The 21,480-nt window shown below is 59.8% G+C and carries 24 protein-coding genes; 8 read left to right on the top strand and 16 right to left on the bottom strand.

Annotation, left to right across the window (positions count from 1 at the left end):
* Positions 1 to 103 precede the first annotated feature (103 nt).
* Positions 104 to 2,005, bottom strand: a complete 1,902-nt coding sequence (locus AOA62_RS09620) for a potassium transporter Kup (protein ID WP_099548536.1) — start codon at positions 2,003 to 2,005, stop codon at positions 104 to 106.
* Positions 2,006 to 2,306: 301 nt separating this feature from the next.
* On the opposite strand from AOA62_RS09620, the gene rimO reads away from it, so the two are divergent.
* The 5 genes from rimO (at position 2,307) to tsaA (ending at position 6,423) form a co-directional block, all read left to right on the top strand.
* Complete coding sequence (gene rimO, locus AOA62_RS09615; RefSeq protein WP_169985845.1) at positions 2,307 to 3,635, top strand: 30S ribosomal protein S12 methylthiotransferase RimO; 1,329 nt, start codon at positions 2,307 to 2,309, stop codon at positions 3,633 to 3,635.
* A 158-nt stretch (positions 3,636 to 3,793) separates the two neighbouring features.
* Complete coding sequence (locus tag AOA62_RS09610) at positions 3,794 to 4,261, top strand: GNAT family N-acetyltransferase (protein WP_017137085.1); 468 nt, start codon at positions 3,794 to 3,796, stop codon at positions 4,259 to 4,261.
* A gap of 221 nt (positions 4,262 to 4,482) precedes the next feature.
* Positions 4,483 to 5,193, top strand: a complete 711-nt coding sequence (locus AOA62_RS09605) for an rRNA pseudouridine synthase (RefSeq protein ID WP_058421638.1) — start codon at positions 4,483 to 4,485, stop codon at positions 5,191 to 5,193.
* 69 nt (positions 5,194 to 5,262) lie between these two features.
* The gene (locus AOA62_RS09600; protein ID WP_003189058.1) at positions 5,263 to 5,724 is read left to right on the top strand and encodes a DUF1456 family protein; all 462 of its coding nucleotides are present in this window, start codon (positions 5,263 to 5,265) and stop codon (positions 5,722 to 5,724) included.
* 3 nt (positions 5,725 to 5,727) lie between these two features.
* The gene (gene tsaA, locus AOA62_RS09595; protein ID WP_099548535.1) at positions 5,728 to 6,423 is read left to right on the top strand and encodes a tRNA (N6-threonylcarbamoyladenosine(37)-N6)-methyltransferase TrmO; all 696 of its coding nucleotides are present in this window, start codon (positions 5,728 to 5,730) and stop codon (positions 6,421 to 6,423) included.
* Positions 6,424 to 6,554: 131 nt separating this feature from the next.
* Here the strand turns inward: tsaA and fpr are convergent, their stop codons facing one another.
* Positions 6,555 to 7,334, bottom strand: a complete 780-nt coding sequence (fpr, locus tag AOA62_RS09590) for a ferredoxin-NADP reductase (RefSeq protein ID WP_003189055.1) — start codon at positions 7,332 to 7,334, stop codon at positions 6,555 to 6,557.
* 124 nt (positions 7,335 to 7,458) lie between these two features.
* Between fpr and AOA62_RS09585 the strand changes: the two genes are divergently transcribed.
* On the top strand, positions 7,459 to 8,385 hold the full coding sequence (locus AOA62_RS09585; RefSeq protein WP_026013711.1) for a LysR family transcriptional regulator: 927 nt from the start codon (positions 7,459 to 7,461) through the stop codon (positions 8,383 to 8,385).
* Between the two features lie 3 nt (positions 8,386 to 8,388).
* Here the strand turns inward: AOA62_RS09585 and AOA62_RS09580 are convergent, their stop codons facing one another.
* The 3 genes from AOA62_RS09580 to AOA62_RS09570 all read right to left on the bottom strand — a co-directional run bounded on the left by AOA62_RS09580 (position 8,389) and on the right by AOA62_RS09570 (position 10,449).
* On the bottom strand, positions 8,389 to 8,751 hold the full coding sequence (locus AOA62_RS09580; protein WP_017137081.1) for a diacylglycerol kinase: 363 nt from the start codon (positions 8,749 to 8,751) through the stop codon (positions 8,389 to 8,391).
* Positions 8,752 to 8,826: 75 nt separating this feature from the next.
* Positions 8,827 to 9,477: a response regulator transcription factor ErdR gene (gene erdR, locus AOA62_RS09575; RefSeq protein WP_017137080.1), complete on the bottom strand. Its 651-nt coding sequence runs from the start codon at positions 9,475 to 9,477 to the stop codon at positions 8,827 to 8,829.
* A 252-nt stretch (positions 9,478 to 9,729) separates the two neighbouring features.
* Positions 9,730 to 10,449 carry a tRNA-uridine aminocarboxypropyltransferase gene (locus AOA62_RS09570; RefSeq protein WP_099548534.1) on the bottom strand — a complete coding sequence of 240 codons (720 nt, stop codon included), beginning with the start codon at positions 10,447 to 10,449 and terminating at the stop codon, positions 9,730 to 9,732.
* A 179-nt stretch (positions 10,450 to 10,628) separates the two neighbouring features.
* Here AOA62_RS09570 and AOA62_RS09565 point away from each other — a divergent pair, with 179 nt between their 5' ends.
* A complete protein-coding gene (locus AOA62_RS09565; protein ID WP_017137078.1) occupies positions 10,629 to 11,069 on the top strand; it encodes a PA3611 family quorum-sensing-regulated virulence factor in 441 nt (146 codons plus the stop codon).
* Positions 11,070 to 11,447: 378 nt separating this feature from the next.
* On the top strand, positions 11,448 to 12,560 hold the full coding sequence (locus tag AOA62_RS09560) for a TIGR00730 family Rossman fold protein (protein ID WP_017137077.1): 1,113 nt from the start codon (positions 11,448 to 11,450) through the stop codon (positions 12,558 to 12,560).
* Positions 12,561 to 12,701: 141 nt separating this feature from the next.
* Here AOA62_RS09560 and recX read toward each other — a convergent pair whose 3' ends face one another.
* The 11 genes from recX to AOA62_RS09505 form a co-directional block, all read right to left on the bottom strand.
* Complete coding sequence (gene recX / locus AOA62_RS09555; protein ID WP_017137076.1) at positions 12,702 to 13,169, bottom strand: recombination regulator RecX; 468 nt, start codon at positions 13,167 to 13,169, stop codon at positions 12,702 to 12,704.
* A gap of 8 nt (positions 13,170 to 13,177) precedes the next feature.
* Entirely contained in the window at positions 13,178 to 14,236 is a 1,059-nt protein-coding gene (recA, locus tag AOA62_RS09550; RefSeq protein WP_017137075.1) for a recombinase RecA, read from the bottom strand.
* An 83-nt stretch (positions 14,237 to 14,319) separates the two neighbouring features.
* Positions 14,320 to 14,820 carry a CinA family protein gene (locus AOA62_RS09545; protein ID WP_099548533.1) on the bottom strand — a complete coding sequence of 167 codons (501 nt, stop codon included), beginning with the start codon at positions 14,818 to 14,820 and terminating at the stop codon, positions 14,320 to 14,322.
* A 108-nt stretch (positions 14,821 to 14,928) separates the two neighbouring features.
* The gene (locus AOA62_RS09540; protein ID WP_017137073.1) at positions 14,929 to 15,486 is read right to left on the bottom strand and encodes a glycoside hydrolase family 19 protein; all 558 of its coding nucleotides are present in this window, start codon (positions 15,484 to 15,486) and stop codon (positions 14,929 to 14,931) included.
* Between the two features lie 22 nt (positions 15,487 to 15,508).
* Positions 15,509 to 16,519, bottom strand: a complete 1,011-nt coding sequence (locus tag AOA62_RS09535) for a contractile injection system protein, VgrG/Pvc8 family (protein ID WP_099548532.1) — start codon at positions 16,517 to 16,519, stop codon at positions 15,509 to 15,511.
* 9 nt (positions 16,520 to 16,528) lie between these two features.
* The gene (locus AOA62_RS09530) at positions 16,529 to 16,741 is read right to left on the bottom strand and encodes a tail protein X (protein ID WP_017137071.1); all 213 of its coding nucleotides are present in this window, start codon (positions 16,739 to 16,741) and stop codon (positions 16,529 to 16,531) included.
* On the bottom strand, positions 16,734 to 17,117 hold the full coding sequence (locus AOA62_RS09525; protein WP_099548531.1) for a phage tail protein: 384 nt from the start codon (positions 17,115 to 17,117) through the stop codon (positions 16,734 to 16,736). The genes AOA62_RS09530 and AOA62_RS09525 overlap by 8 nt, the downstream gene beginning before the upstream one ends.
* Positions 17,117 to 18,952: a phage tail tape measure protein gene (locus AOA62_RS09520; RefSeq protein WP_099548530.1), complete on the bottom strand. Its 1,836-nt coding sequence runs from the start codon at positions 18,950 to 18,952 to the stop codon at positions 17,117 to 17,119. The genes AOA62_RS09525 and AOA62_RS09520 overlap by 1 nt, the downstream gene beginning before the upstream one ends.
* Before the next feature lie 127 nt (positions 18,953 to 19,079).
* A complete protein-coding gene (locus AOA62_RS09515) occupies positions 19,080 to 19,652 on the bottom strand; it encodes a phage tail assembly protein (RefSeq protein ID WP_099548529.1) in 573 nt (190 codons plus the stop codon).
* Between the two features lie 153 nt (positions 19,653 to 19,805).
* The gene (locus AOA62_RS09510; RefSeq protein ID WP_099548528.1) at positions 19,806 to 20,312 is read right to left on the bottom strand and encodes a phage major tail tube protein; all 507 of its coding nucleotides are present in this window, start codon (positions 20,310 to 20,312) and stop codon (positions 19,806 to 19,808) included.
* The gene (locus AOA62_RS09505; RefSeq protein ID WP_099548527.1) at positions 20,312 to 21,478 is read right to left on the bottom strand and encodes a phage tail protein; all 1,167 of its coding nucleotides are present in this window, start codon (positions 21,476 to 21,478) and stop codon (positions 20,312 to 20,314) included. Before AOA62_RS09505 ends, AOA62_RS09510 begins: the two co-directional genes overlap by 1 nt.
* Between the last annotated feature and the right edge of the window lie 2 nt (positions 21,479 to 21,480).

The raw sequence follows: 21,480 nt of genomic DNA, 5'->3' as shown, positions 1-21,480 counted from the left end.
GGCACTATTCAAACAGTGCTTAGAGCCTAGTCGACAACGGTGGATTGCACAGGGTTCAGAAAGGAAAGCGGGAGCCGAATGCCGGCTCCCGTGTTGCAAAAGATTACATCTCGACCTGGGTGCCCAGCTCGATCACCCGGTTTACCGGGAGTTTGAAGAAGCGCAGGTTGCCGTTGGCGTTTTTCAACATGAACGCAAACAAGCTCTCACGCCAACGGGCCATGCCCTTGATGCGCGAGGCGATCACCGTTTCACGGCTGAGGAAGTAGGTGGTGCGCATCGGGCTGAAATCCAGATCGTCCAGGTGGCACAGCTTCAGGGCCTCGGGCACGTCCGGCTCATCGGTAAAGCCAAAATGCAGGATCACCCGGAAGAAGCCTTCGCCGTAGGCGTCCACCTCAAAACGCCGCGAGGCAGGCACACGCGGAATGTCTTCGTAGACCACCGTGAGCATCACCACTTGCTCATGCAACACCTGGTTATGCAGCAGGTTGTGCAACAGCGCGTGGGGCACGGCATCGGGCCGCGCGGTGAGGAACACCGCAGTGCCCTGCACGCGATGAGGCGGTTGCACGCGGATACTGCTGATAAAGATCGGCAACGGCAGCCCGCCTTCGTCGAGGCGGTCCATCAACAGTTCCTTGCCGCGCTTCCAGGTGGTCATCAGCACAAACAGCACAATCCCCGCCAACACCGGGAAGGCACCGCCCTGCACGATCTTTGGCACGTTGGCGGCGAAGAACAGGCCGTCCACCAACAGGAAGCCGATCAGCACCGGAATCGCCAGCACCGGCGGCCACTTCCAGAGCAGCAGCATCACCGCCGACACCAGGATGCTGGTAATCAACATGGTGCCGGTGACTGCCACGCCGTAGGCGGAGGCCAGGGCATTGGAGGATTCGAAGCCGAGCACCAGCAGGATCACACCGACCATCAGCGACCAGTTCACCGCGCCGATGTAGATCTGGCCTTGCTCGGCGCTGGAGGTGTGCTGGATATGCATGCGCGGGATGTAACCCAACTGGATCGCCTGACGCGTCAGCGAGAACGCGCCGGAAATCACCGCCTGGGATGCAATCACGGTGGCCAGGGTCGACAGCGCGACCAATGGCACCAAGGCCCATTCCGGCGCGAGCAAGTAGAACGGGTTGCGCGCCGCTTCGGGGTTTTCCAGCAGCAACGCGCCCTGGCCGAAGTAATTGAGCACCAGCGCCGGCAGCACCAGGGCGAACCAGGCGCGGGCGATCGGCTTGCGGCCGAAGTGGCCCATGTCGGCGTACAGCGCTTCGGCACCGGTCAAGGCCAGCACCACGGCGCCAAGAATCGCGACGCCCATGCCCGGATGGGACACAAAGAAACGCACGCCCCACACGGGGTTCAGCGCATTGAGCACCTCGGGATGTTGCAGGATGCCGTGCACGCCAAGACCGCCCAGCACCAGGAACCACACCACCATCACCGGCCCGAACAGCTTGCCGATGCGGTCAGTGCCGTGTTTCTGGATCAGGAACAGCCCCACCAGCACCACCAGCGACAGCGGCACCACCCAACGTTCAATCCCGTCAAAGGCCAGTTCCAGGCCTTCAACCGCCGACAATACCGAGATCGCCGGGGTAATCATGCTGTCGCCGTAGAACAGCGCCGCACCGATCAAGCCGAGGATCACCAGCACCGAACGCAACTTGGGGTACGGCGACGCCGCCCGTCGCGCCAGCGCCGTCAGGGCCATGATGCCGCCTTCGCCCTGGTTGTCCGCGCGCAGGATAAACAGCACGTACTTGATCGACACGACCCACACCAGCGACCAGAAAATCAGCGCCAGAATGCCAAAGACCCCGTCGTGATTGACTTGAACCCCATAACCACCGGTAAACACTTCTTTAAGGGTATAGAGCGGGCTGGTACCGATATCGCCGTAAACCACCCCGACTGCCGCCACCAACATGCCGATCGGCTTTGCATTGGAATGCTCGGCACCTGCTGCCTGACTATTTGCCTGACCCATCAACCACTCCTGCCCTTTGACCTGAGGTCTTTTATAAACAACGCGCCTAAGCTGACCCTAGCATGCGCTGTTTTACTTCTCGTAACAGACGTTTTATTGACCCCGGGGTTTCACCCGTGCGCAACGGCGCGAAGCATAGCGCAGCACTCGTCGCATTTCCCCGTATAAAGCTGGTCAAGCGCGCTGCCCGTCGATAGAATTGCGCACTTTTTGATCAGAGGCGCACCAAGCGCCCGTCTACCGCCATGTCGTGCCCGACTGGCGGCGTCATTCAATACCGAGGTTAGACATGTCCACCACCATCGCAAAAGCCAACCCAAAGGTCGGCTTTGTATCCCTGGGTTGCCCGAAGGCTCTCGTTGACTCCGAGCGCATCCTCACGCAACTGCGTATGGAAGGCTATGACGTCGTGTCCACTTATCAGGACGCCGACGTGGTGGTGGTTAACACCTGCGGCTTCATCGACTCGGCCAAGGCTGAATCGCTGGAAGTGATCGGCGAAGCCATCAAGGAAAACGGCAAGGTCATCGTCACCGGCTGCATGGGCGTGGAAGAAGGCAATATCCGCAACGTGCACCCAAGCGTGCTGGCGGTAACCGGCCCGCAGCAGTACGAGCAGGTGGTCAACGCCGTGCACGACGTGGTGCCGCCGCGTCAGGACCACAACCCGCTGATCGACCTGGTGCCGCCGCAAGGCATCAAGCTGACGCCGCGCCACTACGCGTACCTGAAGATTTCCGAAGGCTGCAACCACAGCTGCAGCTTCTGCATCATCCCGTCGATGCGCGGCAAGCTGGTCAGCCGCCCGGTGGGCGATGTATTGGACGAAGCCCAGCGCCTGGTCAAATCCGGTGTTAAAGAGCTGTTGGTGATCTCCCAGGACACCAGCGCCTACGGCGTCGACGTGAAATACCGCACCGGCTTCTGGAACGGCGCGCCGGTGAAAACCCGCATGACCGAACTGTGCGAAGCCTTGAGCAGCCTGGGCGTGTGGGTGCGCCTGCACTACGTTTACCCGTACCCGCACGTGGACGAGCTGATCCCGTTGATGGCCGCCGGCAAGATCCTGCCGTACCTGGACATTCCGTTCCAGCACGCCAGCCCGAAAATCCTCAAGGCCATGAAACGCCCGGCCTTCGAAGACAAGACCCTGGCGCGCATCAAGAACTGGCGCGAGATCTGCCCGGAGCTGATCATCCGTTCGACCTTCATCGTCGGCTTCCCTGGCGAAACCGAAGAAGACTTCCAGTACCTGCTGGACTGGCTGACCGAAGCGCAGCTGGATCGCGTCGGTTGCTTCCAGTACTCGCCGGTCGAAGGTGCCCCGGCCAACCTGCTGGATGCGGCCATCGTGCCGGACGACGTCAAGCAGGACCGCTGGGAGCGCTTCATGGCGCATCAGCAGGCCATCAGCTCCGCACGCCTGCAACTGCGCATCGGCAAGGAAATCGAAGTACTGATCGACGAAGTCGACGAGCAAGGCGCAGTGGGCCGTTGCTTCTTCGATGCGCCGGAAATCGACGGTAACGTGTTTATCGACGATGCCAGCGGCTTGAAGCCGGGCGACAAGGTCTGGTGCACCGTGACGGATGCCGACGAGTACGACCTGTGGGCTGAAAAGCGCGACTAGCTCTGCGCACGCAAAGCGTCCGGCGAGGCATTCCCACGCAGAGCGTGGGAACGATCGGCGTGAAAAATTGAAAAAGCCTCGTGTCTGAGCAAGATGCGGGGCTTTTTTAGGTCTATCGTTTGCCCATCAGCGCCGATCATCGGCAAGGGGCAGCGGGCATGCGTCAGCATTCGGTTATCCACACACCTAAAACCAGCGACTACCAGCAATTGGCGCAGATCTGGGAAGACTCCGTGCGAGCGACCCATGACTTTTTGCCGGACAGCTACATCGTACTGCTCAAGGAGCTGGTGCTGACGCGCTACCTGGACGCGGTGATGCTGATCTGCACCAAGGACGCGCGCCAGCGCATCACCGGGTTTGCCGGGGTGGCGGCGGGCAAGGTCGAGATGCTGTTTATCGACCCGCAACACCGTGGCCAGGGCTTGGGCCAGCAATTGCTGAGTTATGCGATCGAGCACCTGAATGCCGATGCGCTGGACGTCAACGAGCAAAACCCGCAGGCCCTGGGGTTTTACTTCAAGCAGGGTTTCGAGGTGGTCGGACGGGCGGAACATGATGGCTTGGGCCAGCCGTATCCGTTGCTGCATATGCGCTTGCGCCAACAGCAACGGCGCAGTGGCTGACACAACACAGCGCCAATGTGGGAGCGTGCTTGTGTGGGAGCTGGCTTGCCTGCGATGGCATCACCTCGATTCCAAATGCACGACCGAGGTGTCTGCATCGCGGGCAAGCCCGACTCCCACACAGGCCAGCGCCCACAAAAAGCCACTACGCTGAAATGGGTCCGGGATTAACCGCGCCCACACAGGTACAATAGCCGCCCCCTTTTGCTACGGCCCTTGTCATGACTGACCCCATACGCCTTTCCAAACGCCTTATCGAACTGGTCGGTTGCTCCCGTCGGGAGGCTGAGCTGTTTATCGAAGGCGGCTGGGTCTCGGTGGACGGTGAAGTGATCGACGAGCCGCAATTCAAGGTCACTACCCAGAAGGTCGAGCTGGACCCAGAGGCTAAAGCCACTGTGCCGGAACCGGTGACCATTCTGCTGCACGCCCCGGTGGGCGTGGATGTGGAAACAGCAATGGCCTCGATCAGCGCCGAGACGCTGTCCGAAGAGCACCGTTTCAGCAAGCGCCCGCTCAAGGGCCACTTCCTGCGCCTGACCGCCAGCGCCGATCTGCAGGCCAAGGCCAGCGGCCTGCTGGTGTTCACCCAGGACTGGAAGATTCTGCGCAAGTTGACCGCCGATGCCGCCAAGATCGAGCAGGAATACGTGGTTGAGGTCGAGGGTGACATGGTTGCCCATGGCCTCAACCGCCTGAACCACGGTTTGACCTACAAGGGCAAAGAGCTGCCGGCCGTCAAAGCCAGCTGGCAGAACGAAAACCGCCTGCGGTTTGCGCTGAAAAACCCGCAGCCGGGTGTAATTGCCCTGTTTTGCGAAGCGGTCGGCCTGAAAGTCATCGCCATCCGCCGCATCCGCATTGGCGGCGTGTCCATCGGCAAGGTGCCGGTCGGCCAATGGCGTTACCTGTCCGGCAAAGAGAAATTCTAAGCCGCTCCCCTTTTCCCGGCACCGGCAACTCTGCGCGGTGCCCTCAGTTGAATACCAGGATTGCCCACCATGATTCACAACGACGTATTGCGCAGCGTGCGCTACATGCTCGACATCAGCGACAACAAGATGGTCGAGATCATCAAGCTCGGCGGCATGGACGTCACCAAGGAAGACCTGCTGACCTACCTCAAGAAAGATGAGGAAGAAGGTTTTGTGTTCTGCCCGGACGATGTCATGGCGCACTTCCTCGATGGCCTGGTGATCTTCAAGCGTGGCAAGGACGAAAGCCGTCCGCCGCAGCCGATCGAAACCCCGGTGACCAACAACATCATCCTCAAGAAGCTGCGCGTGGCCTTCGAACTGAAGGAAGACGACATGCACGCCATCCTCAAGGCCGCTGAGTTCCCGGTGTCCAAGCCTGAGTTGAGCGCACTGTTCCGCAAGTTCGGCCACACCAACTACCGCACCTGTGGCGACCAGTTGCTGCGCAATTTCCTTAAGGGCCTGACCCTGCGGGTTCGTGCGTAAGCCATGAGCTACTCGGTCTCGCCCGTCGGCTTCGTGCGCTCCTGCTTCAAGGAGAAGTTCGCCATCCCGCGCCAGCCGCAGCTGGCCCCGGCCGCACGCGGCGTGCTGGAGCTGGTGGCGCCGTTCGATCAGGGCGAGGCGGTGCAGGGCCTGGAGCAGGTCAGCCATGTGTGGCTGCTGTTTCTGTTCCACCAGGCCCTGGAAGACAAGCCGCGCCTCAAGGTGCGGCCGCCACGCCTGGGCGGCAACACCTCCATGGGCGTGTTTGCCACCCGCGCGACACACCGGCCCAATGGCATTGGCCAGTCGGTGGTGAAGCTGGATAAGGTCGAGCCGGGCCGCTTGTGGGTTTCCGGGATCGATTTGCTCGACGGCACGCCGGTGCTGGATATCAAGCCGTACGTGCCGTACGCGGACATCATTGACACCGCCACCAATGATATTGCCAGCAGTGCGCCGCAGCTGATTCCCGTGCAGTGGCTGAAGACGGCCCTGCACCAGGCACAAGGCCATGCGCAGCGCCTTGATGAGCCGCTGGTGGCATTGATCGAGCAGTGTCTGGCCCAGGACCCACGGCCGGCGTATCAGACGCCAGGGCCTGAGCGTGAGTACGGCGCGCAGTTCTGGGATGTGGATGTGCGTTGGCACTATCCAGAGGCGGGTGTCATCTGTGTGCTGGAAGTGGTACCGGCCAAGTAAACGCCGAAACAACTGGGGGAGCCGCTCATGTGGGAGCTGGCTTGCCTGCGATAGCATCACCTCAGTTCAACTGAACGACCGAGGTGTCTGCATCGCAGGCAAGCCAGCTCCCACATTTTTTTGAGCAGTGTTTACTTCTCGACGAACGCGCGCTCGATCAGGTAATCACCCGGCTCACGCATACGTGGCGAAACTTTCAGGCCGAAGCTGTTCAGCACTTCGCTGGTCTCGTCCAACATGCTCGGGCTGCCGCACAGCATGGCGCGGTCGTCCTCGGGGTTGATCGGCGGCAGGCCGATGTCGCTGAACAGCTTGCCGCTGCGCATCAGGTCGGTCAGGCGGCCTTCGTTTTCGAACGGCTCGCGGGTCACCGTTGGGTAGTAGATCAACTTGTCACGCAACGCCTCGCCGAAGAATTCGTTCTGCGGCAGGTGCTCGGTGATGAATTCGCGGTAGGCGACTTCATTGACGTAACGCACGCCGTGGCACAGGATCACTTTTTCGAAGCGCTCGTAGGTTTCCGGGTCCTGGATCACGCTCATGAACGGCGCCAGACCGGTACCCGTGCTGAGCAGGTACAGATGTTTGCCCGGCTTCAAATCGTCAAGCACCAGGGTGCCTGTCGGTTTTTTGCTGATGATGATCTCGTCGCCTTCCTTCAAGTGCTGCAATTGCGAAGTCAGCGGACCATCGGGCACCTTGATGCTGAAGAACTCCAGATGCTCTTCCCAGTTTGGGCTGGCAATGGAGTACGCGCGCATGAGTGGGCGGCCGTTGGGCTGTTGCAGGCCGATCATCACGAACTGACCATTCTCGAAGCGCAAGCCCGGATCGCGGGTGCACTTGAAGCTGAACAGCGTGTCGTTCCAGTGATGAACACTGAGGACACGTTCGTGGTTCATGTTGCTCATGTACGGGGAACTCCTGGAAATGGGTCTGCGCCAAAGATGAGATGCGCAATTGCACAGCATTCTAATGGCGGCGACAATATCTGTTAACTGGATTATTAAGATAAGGGTTATCGGTTATATCGATATGCGATTTACTCTACGTCAACTGCAAGTCTTCGTCGCCGTAGCCCAGCAGGAAAGCGTCTCACGCGCTGCTGGCCTTCTGGCCTTATCTCAATCCGCCGCCAGCACCTCAATCACCGAGCTGGAGCGTCAATCCAGCTGCCAATTATTCGACCGCGCAGGCAAGCGCCTGAGCCTCAATGCTCTCGGCCATCAGTTATTACCGCAGGCCGTTGCGCTGCTGGACCAGGCCAAGGAGATCGAAGACTTGCTCAACGGCAAGTCCGGCTTTGGTTCCCTGGCGGTCGGCGCCACCCTGACCATCGGCAATTACCTGGCGACCCTGCTGATCGGCAGCTTCATGCAGCAGCACCCCGAGAGCCAGGTGAAACTGCATGTGCAGAATACTGCCAATATCGTGCACCAAGTGGCGCATTACGAAATTGACCTGGGTCTAATCGAAGGCGACTGCAGCCACCCGGACATCGAGGTACAAACCTGGGTCGAGGATGAGTTGGTGGTGTTCTGTGCGCCGCAGCATCACTTGGCCAAGCGCGGTGTGGCGACGATGGAAGAGCTGACCCATGAAGCATGGATCCTGCGCGAACAGGGCTCGGGCACGCGCTTGACCTTTGACCAGGCCATGCGCCATCACCGTAGCGCGCTGAATATCCGCCTCGAGCTTGAACACACCGAGGCGATCAAGCGTGCAGTGGAGTCAGGGTTGGGGATTGGCTGTATTTCCCGGCTGGCCCTGCGCGATGCGTTCCGCCGTGGCAGTTTGGTGCCGGTGGAAACCCCGGACCTGGACCTGGCCCGGCAGTTTTACTTCATCTGGCATAAACAGAAGTACCAGACCTCGGCGATGCGCGAGTTCCTGGAACTGTGCCGCGCCTTCACCGCCGGGGTTCAGCGCAGCGACGAGATCGTGCTGCCCAACATTGCCTGAGGCTTAGATCAGGATCACGGCCCACACCAGGGTAATCATGGTCAGCGCTACGAATTGCGCGGCGCTGCCCATGTCCTTGGCGTTTTTCGACAGCGGGTGGCGGTCGAGGGAAATCCGGTCGATAGCCGCTTCCACTGCCGAGTTGAGCAACTCAACGATCAAGGCCAGGAGGCAGACCGCGATGAGCAAGGCGCGCTCGACCCGACTGACGTGCAGGAAGAAGCTCAGCGGGATCAGGATCACGTTCAGCAACACCAACTGACGGAATGCCGCCTCGCCGGTGAAAGCTGCGCGCAGGCCATCCAGGGAATAGCCCCCTGCGTTGAAGATACGTTTGATACCGGTTTGACCCTTGAAAGGCGACATAGATGTAGGCAACTGAACCAAAGAAGTGGGGAAACTAGATCACGCAAAGTCAAAAAAGCGTGAATCGGGTACAGCTTAATGCTGCGAAATTGACTCAAGTTGTTGCAAGAGCAGCGCCGCCTGAGTGCGGGTACGCACGCCGAGCTTGCGAAAGATCGCCGTCACGTGGGCCTTGATGGTCGCTTCCGACACACTCAACTCATACGCAATCTGCTTGTTCAACAAGCCTTCGCAAACCATGGTCAGCACCCGAAATTGCTGGGGCGTCAGGCTGGCAAGGCCATCACGGGCGGCTTTGGCTTCGTCGGACACGTTGATTTCTTCAAACGCTTGCGGCGGCCATGACACGTCGCCATCCAGCACGGTGCGCACGGCTTTCTGGATCGCTTCCATAGAGCTGGACTTGGGAATGAAGCCGCTGGCACCAAACTCCTTGGAGCGCACCACCACGTCGGCTTCTTCCTGGGCTGAAACCATTACTACCGGGATCTGCGGGTATTGCCCGCGTAAGAGCACCAATCCCGAGAAGCCATAGGCACCCGGCATGTTCAGGTCGAGCAGCACCAGGTCCCAGTCGGATTTTTCGTTGAGGCGGGCTTCCAGTTCGGCAATGCTGGCCACTTCGACCAGGCTCACGTCAGGGCCAAGGCCCAAGGTAACGGCCTGATGCAGCGCACTGCGAAACAGCGGATGGTCATCGGCTATCAGGATTTCGTATGTGGCCATTGATTAAATGATCCTGTTTTTTATGGGAGCCCTGATGGGTTCAGGGTTCGCCAGTACACAAGGCAATAGCCAGGCAGCCATCGCCACAGGGCACACTCAGCATCAAAAACACCTGAAACGACACTGAAAAGTCACGGTTACGCCCCAATCGGCGCCCAGCATGCCCAGCGCAGCCTGGGGGGTCAAGCACTACGCCCGTGGGCATTTTAGCCGGTTGCGGGTTTACGGTGCCATCATGCAAACGTCGTCTGGTTATACCGTAGGGATATGGGGCGCGAGCCGCATATGCACGCTGTCCGCCGGGTCCAGCGGCAATTGAAATTTAGCGGCCAGGTAATGCGTGCTGAACACATCGAGGTAGGCGTCCAGCACTTCGCTGGCCGCTGGGTCGTCGGCCAACTCCAGGCACAGCGCCGCAACCTCGGCGGTACAGAAATGATCATCGCGCTTGGACCGGCGCAGCTTGTAGCGTGACAGCTGTTCGGGCGCCAGGCTCAACACCGGCAAGTGCGCAAGGTAAGGGCTTTTGCGGAACATCTTGCGCGCCTCGCTCCAGGTGCCGTCCAGCAGGATGAATAACGGGCGCTTGCCGTCTTGCACCCTCACCTCACTGCACACTCGCTCAGGCGCAACGAATTCGCCCGGAAACACGATATACGGTTGCCATTGCGGGTCGGCTAACAGGGTCAGCAACTCAGGGTCCACTTCTGTGCGCGACCAGGCGAACGCGGTGGTGTCATCGATCACATCGGCGATCAGCCAGCCGGTATTGCTGGGTTTCATCGGTTCCACGTCATGCATCAACAGGCACATGGCCGAGCGGGCCTGCACTGTTGGGCGCCAGGCGCACAGGCAGTACTCGGGAATCACCCGGCAACCGGGGCAACGTTCGGCGCGCGAACCACGGTTTAGAAACGGCCGGACGGCGCGCGCCAGGCGCTGGGTACGCAAGCGGGAGACGGCGTGGCTCATCGGGCGCACCGCGAGCAGAGGTCAATCGACACAGGCAAAACTCGAATCAGGCTTAAGTGGCCGCAGTTTACCAGCGATACGCCTGGCTGTAGTGGCAAGCGGTCCCCTATAATTGCGCGCCACTGAACGCACAGCGCAGTGGCTGGTCTATGCACCAGTAACCGAATCAGGAGAGTTTCATGCTGCGTTCCATGCTGCGCCTTGTTGCCCCATCCGTCGCCCTTGCGCTGGTTCTGCCCATGGGCGCCCACGCGGCGTCGCTGCTGGAGGCCCAAATGAACAGGAAACTGCAGAGCGTCGCGGCCGAGAGCAATAAGGACCTGCCCCGGGAAATCGATGCAAAGACCCTGGAAGTGGCCTACACCGTTGAAGGCATGCAACTGATTGATCACCTCAGTGTGCTACCTGACCGTGCCGAACAGATGCGCGCAAACCCCAAAGCTGTGTATTTCCAGCTGGGTCAAAGCGTATGCCTGAACAAAGGCTATCGCGAGCTGATGGCCAAGGGCGCCGTGATGCGTTATGAGATCACCGAAAACAAGACCAACCGCCCGGTAGCGTCGGTCAAGTTCGTGGAAGCCGATTGCCCGGCCCCCGCTGCGGCGAAAAAGAAAAAGTAACTGTTGCTCGATCATCGCGCGCTGCTGTCCGGTGGCGCGCACCTCCCTCGCCTCATTGGCCAGCCGCCAACTAAACTGCTTGATGAGTGACCAATAAGCGGTTGCCAGCCAAGGGTTTTTCGGCTCATGATCAAGCCATCTCGGCAGCCCATCTACTGCGTTTTTCACGCCGTTCTGTAACATTTTCAGGGCAAAAGAGGGTTGCCCTCCTGCGACTTGCAGTGCAAAGGTTTCCAAATCACAAGGAACATACAGAGCCCGTTTTGCCGCCTGGCGAACACCGTGCAACGCTTAAGGCGTGCAGCGACACACGCAGTGTCGTGGCCGCGGACGAATCTCTCGCCGATGGCCCAGGTTCTGTGAAGAAGGAGAAGTTGAATGCCTTACGAACCGAATGACCGCCTGCTCCGTCATTTTGAAGCAAACGGCGCTGACCTCACCCAGCAGGTCGACGCACAACTCCAGCTGGTCGCTCCCAACAGCCCGAACATCCCCCTTTATCGCGATATGATCCTCACCGTGCTGCGCATGGCCAAGGATGACCGCAACCGTTGGAATGCAAAAATCACGCTGCAGGCGATCCGCGAGCTGGATAACGCCTTCCGCGTGCTGGAACAGTTCAAGGGCCGCCGCAAGGTCACGGTGTTTGGCTCGGCGCGCACGCCGGTCGAAAGCCCGCTGTACGCCTTGGCAAGGGAAGTCGGCACGCTGCTGGCGCAATCCGACCTGATGGTGATCACCGGCGGTGGCGGCGGCATCATGGCCGCTGCCCACGAGGGCGCAGGTCTGGAACACAGCCTGGGGTTCAACATCAACCTGCCGTTTGAACAGCACGCCAACCCGACCATTGATGGCACCGAGAACCTGCTGTCTTTCCACTTCTTCTTTACCCGCAAGCTGTTCTTCGTCAAGGAAGCCGACGCGTTGGTGCTGTGCCCGGGCGGTTTTGGCACGCTGGATGAAGCGCTGGAAGTGCTGACCCTGATCCAGACCGGCAAGAGCCCGCTGGTGCCGGTGGTGCTGCTGGATGCCCCAGGCGGTGGTTTCTGGCAAGGCGCACTGGACTTCATTCGCAGTCAGTTGGAAGCCAATCGCTATATCCTGCCCACCGACCTCAAGCTGATCCGCCTGGTCTACAGCGCTGAAGAGGCGGTGGCGGAGATCAACCAGTTCTATGCCAACTTCCACTCCACGCGTTGGTTGAAGCGTGAGTTTGTGGTGCGCATGAATCATCCGCTCAGTGATCGTGCACTGACCCACTTGCAGAGCGAGTTTGCCAGCTTGCGGCTAAGTGGAGAGTTCCAGCAGCTTGCTTACACAGGCGAGGAACATGATGAACCAAGGTTCAGCCATTTGACGCGGCTGGTGTTCAACTTCAACGGTCGTGATCAGGGCCGGTTGCGGGAGTTGGTGGATTACATCAACTTGCCGGAGAACTGGGTCCAGGCTCAGGGGAAGACACAGCAGCGGGCGGCGCCAGAGCCGGCGTGATTTTTAAGGCAAAAAAAAAGGCCCACTACTGTCGTAGTGGGCCTTTTGTTTTACCGGGATTTGGCATCCCAGCAGCCAACACAATCCAATGTGGAAGCTGGCTGGCCTGCTCCCACATTTGGATTTAACCAACCTGAAGACTCAATCTTCCATGTCCCGACCGCTGAGTAACCGGCTGATCATGTCCATCGAAAACCCGCGATAGCTCAGGAAGCGCCCTTGCTTCGCACGCTCCCTGGCATCAATTGGTAGATGCCCGGCAAACTTGCGACGCCAGGTATCCTCCAACTGCGACTGCCAACTAATACCGCACTCACGCAGGGCGAGGTCGATATCGGCACGTTGCAGGCCACGTTGGCTCAGCTCTTCACGAATTCGCGCTGGGCCGTAGCCGGAGCGCGCACGGTAGGAGACAAAGCTTTCAAGGTAACGGGCTTCGGAAAGCAGCCCCTCTTCCGTCAAACGGTCCAGGGCTGTTTCGATCATCTCGGGCTCTGCACCGCGCTGACGCAGTTTACGCGTCAGCTCGACTCGACCATGCTCGCGGCGAGCGAGCAGGTCCATGGCAGTGCGCCGAACGGCGACGAGTGTATCCAGTACAACAGTCATCGTTTGCTTCAGATGTCAGTGTCGACTTCTTCTACTTCTTCAACCGGCTCGCGGTTGGCAGCAGCTTTCACGTCTGGTGCTGGGGTCAGCAGCTTGTCGCGAATCTGCTTCTCAAGCGTGGCGGCGATATCCGGGTTGTCCGCCAGGAACTTGGCCGAGTTGGCCTTGCCCTGACCGATCTTGCTGCCGTTGTAGGCATACCAGGCACCGGACTTCTCGACGAAACCGTGCAGTACGCCCAGGTCGATCATCTCGCCGTTCAGGTAGATACCCTTGCCGTAGAGGATCTGGAACTCAGCCTGACGGAATGGCGGAGCCACCTTGTTCTTCACGACTTTAACGCGGGTTTCGCTACCAACAACCTCGTCACCTTCCTTCACCGCGCCGGTACGGCGGATGTCCAGACGGACCGAAGCGTAGAACTTCAGCGCGTTACCACCGGTGGTGGTTTCCGGGCTGCCGAACATCACGCCGATCTTCATGCGGATCTGGTTGATGAAGATCACCAGGCAGTTGGCGTTCTTGATGTTACCGGTGATTTTACGCAGCGCCTGGGACATCAGACGGGCTTGCAGGCCCACGTGCATGTCACCCATTTCGCCTTCGATTTCAGCTTTCGGTACCAGGGCAGCCACGGAGTCGACCACGATCACGTCGATGGCGTTGGAGCGCACCAGCATGTCGGTGATTTCCAGGGCTTGCTCACCGGTGTCCGGCTGGGAAACCAGCAGGTCGTCAACGTTGACGCCCAGCTTGCCGGCATATTCCGGGTCCAGGGCGTGCTCGGCGTCGACGAACGCACAGGTGGCGCCCATTTTTTGCGCCTGAGCAATCACCGACAGGGTCAGGGTGGTTTTACCGGAAGATTCAGGACCGTAGATTTCAACGATACGGCCTTTTGGCAGGCCGCCAATGCCGAGTGCGATGTCCAGACCCAGAGAGCCAGTGGAAATAGCCGGGATCGCCTGACGGTCGTGATCGCCCATACGCATTACGGCACCCTTGCCGAATTGACGTTCGATCTGACCCAGGGCCGCAGCCAAGGCTTTCTTCTTGTTGTCGTCCATTAAAGTCCTCACGTAATCAATAAGGCCTGACGGCCAACACCTGTATAAGTAGACAGTATTGTTCCACAAAGATCCGGGATCGCCTACCCCTGATTTTCGATTTCTGCTGCAGCTCGTCGCAACAAGCCCTCAAGCGCGGCTTTTACCGTTTGTCGGCGGACCTCGTCGCGGTTGCCGGGGAAGTGCGCCAGCTCGGCCGTTACCTCATCGCCCACACCGAACGCCAGCCATACGGTGCCCACCGGTTTGTCCGGCGAACCGCCATCCGGCCCCGCGACACCGCTGACCGCCACGGCAAAGCGCGACAGGCTTTTTTCCTGCGCGCCGCGCACCATCGCCTCCACCACCTCCTGGCTGACCGCGCCGACCTTGGGGAACAACGCCTCCGGCACGCCTAGCTGGCGGGTCTTCTGCCGGTTGGAGTAAGTGACATAACCGGCCTCAAACCACGCCGAACTGCCCGGAATACGCGTGATGGCTTCGGCGATACCGCCACCGGTGCACGACTCGGCAGTGGTGACGTGGGCATTGAGCACCTGCAAACGGCGACCCAGTTCAGCGGCCAGTTGAGTGATTTCCTTCACGGTCGTCTCCAGGAATGGGCGGGGGTTTGCCTACCCTACAGGAGCCTATCGGCCATGCAAGTTGCAGAGTGCATCAAGACGCTAACGGCCGACGACGCGCATCCTGCCTCAGGAAACGCCCAATATCGCCTTCGCCCGCGCCCAGAGCTGCAAACGATCGTCCAGGCCATTCAGGCCACCATTGATGCGCCGGGTGATAGTGGTGAACTGGTCTTTGTCAGCAAGTTCGTTCAAACCATTGCTCTGCCAGAACCATGCGGCGGACTCACACGCCCATTGCGGCTGCTCCAGCAGTTGCGGTTGCTGCAACAGGCGGTCGTCGCCGAACAACGCCTGGCTGCACGCCAGGTAATTGCGTCGCCCCGTGATCTGAATAAGCCCCCTGCCTCGGTACTTCTGGCCATCGCCGTCGGCCTCGGGGGTGTTGCCCAAACGCGCGGCCAGGGTGCCAGTGTCGTATTTGCTCAGGTATTTATCGCTGCCCAGTTCTCGTAAATAGAGCAACTGGCCGGATTCGTGGCCGATTTGGGCGAGGAACGCGGCACTACGCTTTGGCGTGCCAATGTCGTAGCGAACCAGCACCGCATTTAACGCAGATAAAAAAAAGCCCGCTCTAAGGCGGGCTCCAGGCATCACTTGAAGCAGTTGAGCAAGCGTTATCGCCATGGGGCTTTCCCTTTGAAAATGGCTATGCCGACAACCCATTCGCCGTGATCGAACTGCGATACCCCGTCGCCGGATCGCCAACATGCACCACCTGTTTCATCGACCACTGGCCCTGCATATACGAAGGCCAGGTTTCATCCAGCAACAACACGCCTTCGGCAGCCAACAAAGGGTTGCCAGGGCAATCAATCAGCAGTTTCAAACCTTCGCGTCCCACACGTCGCAGTTCGCCTTCAGCCACGGCACGTGCCTCGGCTTGGTTCTGGCAGCGCTGACGCAAAGTTTTGAACGGGGCCACCCCAACCTCGACTACCTGCTGTTTGCCACCTGCGGCATCCCACCAGGTCACGCGGCTGCCCATGTATTTGGAGCGAGACGTTTCGTCGAGCTTGGCAGTGATGAAGGCCTGGTCACCGGGACGGTTGTCCTGGGTCACGGACAGCTTCACCTGCGGTAATAGTTGCCCGGTAAGTGATTTGACCTGCCCCGCCTCGGCCAGCACGTACAGCTCGTTGATTGGTTTGGTGACCGCGCTGTAGCGCTTGGCAAGGCGGGTGATGAACGCCATGTCGCTTTCATTGGACTGGTCGATATGGGCAATCGCAATGCCTTCCAACGCAGGTGCAACACGCGGTGAAAAACCGTGGCGACTGACCAGTTGGCGAAACAGTGCGCCCAACGTGGTTGGCCCGTAACTGGCCGACCGTCGCTGGCGATAACCGCTGGCGTCGAGCATGCTGAAAGGTGCGGCTGTCGCCACGATCATCAAGCGCATGGGAAACAGCACGGGCGTGCGCTGCGTGATCACGAACTCGCCTTTCTCCACCAGCGCGGACTCCTGATAACCCACGCGCAAACCGATCTTGCCGCTCAGGCTGGGCAAACCTTCCAGCCCCTCGATATTGAGGGTCAACTCCAGCCGGTCAGACTCGATACCTGCGGCGTCGGTATGGCTCCAATGCATCAGGCGTTGATTGAGCAGCGCGGCATTGGCGCCATAAAACTCCACGATTGGCGTAAATCCCTGTGCCATGTCGCCTCCTTAATCCCAGGCCAGAACAGGCCGCACAGCAGCCGGCCGCGCTTGCATTTCCGGCACGATGACCCACACACCAGCGGGCAGTACCGGCCCGTACTCGGCAAGCTCGGGGTTCAGACGCCAAAGGGTTTCTTCCGCCGCGTCATCGCAACGGCCCAATTCGCGGTAGAGCAACAGGTTGACCGAATCACCGGCAATACTTCGCACTCTACGCATTGACGAATTCCTCCAGTTCTATAGTCCAGGCCATGACCATGGCAGTGCCGTCATCGATCACGTTGCTCTGGGTTTCCATCACCGAATTGATCCGCCACAGGCCCCAGTTACGGCCGATGCCATCGACCAGCGGTAAGGGCGCACGCGCATTTTGCAGGGCGCGCAACTCGTCCAGGCGCTGCATGCCGATGGCATACATCGCTGTGCCGGTGAACGTGAGCTTCTCCAGCTTCTGGCCGCTTTGCCGCGACTGGGGTTTGCTGGCAATAATCGCCAGGTCACTCCAGCCGCCATCAGTGGTACGCACCAGCCCGGAATAAGCAAAGCCACGGGACAGGCCAAAAATAAAGTCGCCGAGGACCATTTGTTGTTGCATCAATCACCTCCTGATGGATCGGCCAGCGCCGCATTGCGCCGAATGCCAAGGGTGTCGGTGACCATCGGCATGCACTGAAATTGCAGGGCCTGGATCACCTGGTTGACGACTTGCTGGGCATCGGCGGGGTTCACGCCGGTAATCTGAATGCTCGGCGCGAGGGTGACTTGCACATTGTCGGTACGCGCGGCGTTGAGCTCTTTGCTCACTGCACCGGGTGCAGGCAGTCGGTCGGTTGAGCCGAACAATTTGTCACCCAACCAGGTGCCCGCTTCACTGCCAAGCAAACCACCAATGGCGCCGCCGACCGCGGTGCCGACACCGGGAAAAATCAGCGTGCCAATGGCCGCGCCGGCGGAGGCTCCTGCCCAGGCGCCACCTGCAGTGGTGAGGCCTGCACCGACGGCTTTGGCGTCGCCGTTGCGGATACCCTCGGCCACATCCATGGCAGTGTCGACATACCTCATCGGGCCGAGGCGGCGGGCGGCGGAGGACTCCAGCTTGCTCACCGCGCCTGACAGGCCGGAGGCCGGCAGCTTCGGCGCGTGAGGCAGCGCCTCAGTTGAGCGCTCATGGCTGAAGGTCTGTGTGTTTGGCAGAGCAGTCATACGCCCATCAGAAGGCAGGGGGACAAGCCCTCGCTCCAAGGCCTCCATCAGCCCCGGCCCTCTGCCAGCAGCCGGTTGACGGTAATCAGCGCCCTGCTTTCGACTATTTGCCCGGACCTCGCGCAGTTGCATCCCCTGAGTAGGGCCACCGGCGTGAAAACCATTCGACTGCGCAGGGAAAAAGGACTTGGCAAAGCGCTCGGACACACCGCGCAGCGTTGCCATCACGCCGCCGCTTTTTGTGGATGCAAGCCTGGTAGCAGCTGGCTTGGCCACGGAAGCCTGTTTCTTCTGCGAACCTTGCTTGTTCTGCGCGCGCTGCGTCTTCTTATTCTGCGATTTTGGCGGTTGGGTATTCTTCTTCCTGGCAGAAGAACTTCTACGGCTGACGCGGCGGCTACTGGGTGAGGCTTGAACAGCAGCAGCACAGCAGCAGGACTTATCCTTTTTAAAGCCATCACTCTTGAATAGCTTGCCGGCGACTCCAGGCAACTTGCCAAGCGTTACATCAACCAAGTTACCCGTTACCCGGGTTTTGATCGTCTCTCCCAAGCCCGAAAAAAAGCCAGTAATGACGGGTGAAATAACCGGCAAAACGACCACCTCAGCCATTTTTACAGCGGTGACAGCTGTGGGCGACTCACCCGCTATGGTGTTGGCGCGGTCCATCACATGGGTCTTGGCTTGCAGCCACCAGTCCTCCCCGAGCACCGGCGCGAGCTTCAGCGTGGTGGAGAGCCGCTCCTCACTCTTTGACGACTCCTCTCGCAATTGAGTGGTAGTTTTTTCCGCAACGGCGGGTGCTGCAAACGATTGCTGAAAGGCTGCGACCGGATCGAGGCTCTTTACATCGCGCAACGTCATGGCGTCACGGACCAAGCTCCGATCTTGCGATGCGCTCGACTTAACCTCGGTGGTCGTCTTCTGCTCACTACGCTGATCGATTTTAGACGGTTCAACGTCCACCGCCTTCAGCCGCGACAAGGCGTCTTCCAGCGCGTCCACGCTGTTGCGCACTAACCCCAGGGACAGCGAGAGGCCATTGAGTTGCAAGCCTGCATTGGTCAGCGCCAGACTCATCGAGGACAACGACGGCGCTTCTGCGAGAGCACCAGAGACCAAAGGGCCTGGGCTGACAATCTCGCCCCCCTTTGCGTTGTCTGCGTTGCTAAAAATACCTTGGCCATCCTTGGCCATGGCATACGCGAGCGAATACTTGTTTTGCATCCCGCTTACTCCTGTTTAACGCCAAGGCGAGTGATCGCGATGTCGTAGCGGCGCAATGCTTTGCCGGCGTCCCAGTCGAGGATCTCTGCCTCATTGACCGAGTAAATCAGCGGCACCACATCGAGGATTACTTCGATGTCGCGCTGCGAAAGAAGTCCGCCGGTTGATTTAAAAAATCGTCGATGCGCTCCTGCAGTTCCGTCCAGTCGGGTACGGTCAGGCCAGCGAGATCGGGGATCATCAGGCCGGTGCAATGAGCGGTGATGAACTCGGCGCGTTCTTTGTTGGTGGCGAGTTTTTTCATCACCTTGGTGGCGCGCAGGGCGGGCATTTCCAGGGGCAGTTCGGTCAGGCTGCGACCGGCCGCGTCAAGGGCCAGCAGCAGCTGAACAGGCTGGTCGTGGGTCGCTTCGTCAGGCTGATCCAGGAAGAATGACGCAGGGCGTGTCGACATGTCATGTACGTACTGAGCGATGCTCACGTAGTCCGGGCGCTTGAGCTGGTCGAGCTCTTTTTCCGACAGGCCGGTGGCGAGTTTCGCCAGTTCAAAAAACTGGTCGTCCTCGTCATCACCGGCCCGAGCCAGCGCGTCTTTTTGCGCGGCGTAAAACAACGGCTTGAGTTGAATCTGCTGGATCGCCGCGCCAGTGTCGGCGGTGATCGGGGACAGCAGAATGTGCAGCGGTGGCATCCAGGCCATGGGGCAATTCCTTGTTAAGCATTTTTGAGGTTAAACACAGTCAATGTGGGAGCCGGGCTTGCCCGCGATGCAGGCGACTCGGTATGTCTGGTGCACCGAGGTGATGCCATCGCAGGCAAGCCAGCTCCCACATTGACCGTGCCCGCTTCGCCTTTAAGGCATCAGCACCGCGCGGCGTGCATCGCCGAGAATGTCGACGCCGTTGAGCACGAACTTCTGGGTGCGCACGTCGATGTCGATCACCGAAATGCCGTTTTCCAGACGGTTGTAGGTACGGCAGGACAGTTCCAAAGTGGTGGTGACCTTGTCGCCCATCTTCAGCTTCGCCTCCTCCAGGGATTTGAGTTTGCCGCCGACCGTGTGGTAGGTGAAGTAGGTTTTGCCATCCTGATCCTGACCGGCTTCTCGCACGTTCAGCAGAATGTCGTCACCCAAGCGCACGCCCAGGGCCAGCATGATTTCCGGCCCGGCACCTTGCAGAACCAACTTGGCATTGAGCACCTTGCCGCTCTTGGCCATTTCTTCGGCGATGAAGCGCCCACCGGACATGGATTCCATGTCGAACTCAATCTTCGGCGGGGTGAACTCCTCTACTGTCGCGGACAACGGCAGGCCTTGAAGGGTGGCCGCAATGGCCTGTCTTACACGGTTGGTAAACATTAGAGAACGTCCTCCAGGAACTGCTCGATGATTTCATCGCGGGCATTGAGTTGATAAATCATGTGTTCGTTCGGCGCGTAGCGGCCGTAATCGATGACGATGAACCAGGTGCCGTTCTTGTACTTCTCGACACTGTTCAGCTCCGGGTGCAGGTACACGCTGCCGCCGGGGATGGTTTCATCGGCCACCAGGGTTTGCAGCCAGTCGTTGATGCGCTTGACCTCCTGGTCCATGAACGACTTGGTGAGGTTCTTGGCCATGGCTTTCTGGCCGGCCTTGACCAGCTTGCGGCTGATGGCATCTTCCAGGCCGACGTAGCTGATGAACTTGCCGGTGAGGGAGCGGTTACCCAGCAGCGAAAAGCCGCCAAGGATAGTGCGCGCGTAGTAGCTCACGCCGTAACGGTTGAGCAGGTCGCCTTCGGTGGAGGTGTCGAGGATGTTGTACTCGACCACACGGGAAACGTCCTCGGCGAAGGTCACCTGGTTACCTGGGCTTTCCCACTGTTTGACCTTGGCCAGTGCAGCAATAGCCAGCGACGATGGCGACAGGAACACGTTTTTCTTCGCCGCCTTGGAATACACCGACGGCATGTTGTGCACCAGCAGGCAGCGGTCGAAGCCGAGGTCGGCACCGCCCAGCTCGCCGCTGTAGGTCACTTGGTCAGCGACGGACGCGTCCTTGCCGTCCAGCACCACACGGGCCTTGATGCGCTTGCCAAAGGCAGCGAACTCACCGGCCACAGCCTTGGTGCCGGTGAAGCCTGGGGCACCGATGATGGTCAGGTCTTCCGGGACGCTGCTCAGAGCCGCCAGGCCCAGCTTGCGGCCGGTGGCTGGCTCGTTGCCGCCGATCACGTTATTGAGGGTGTCGGCCGGGGTTGCGCCCTCCTCCACGATCACCACATAAACCGGCACCTTCACCACTTTGAGGATCTGGTACACCGCCTGAAACAACGTGCCCGACTCGGTGCCGGTAGGGTCCAGCAGCGCCTGGGTGGTAAAGCTGTTGATGCGAAACGGCGCGTTTTTCGGAATCGACGCGTGGGCATTCGGCGCGGTGCCGACCAGGCCGATAACGTTGTCGCCCAGGCCACCCATGGCCTCGGGGGATTCAGTGGCATTCACGGTGATGCCGTTGTGCTCGAAGTTCAAAACCTCAGCCATGA

The organism is Pseudomonas sp. 2995-3 (assembly GCF_002742565.1).
Classification (GTDB): Bacteria; Pseudomonadota; Gammaproteobacteria; order Pseudomonadales; family Pseudomonadaceae; genus Aquipseudomonas; species Aquipseudomonas edaphica.
This window is presented reverse-complemented; position numbering and strand designations above follow the sequence as displayed.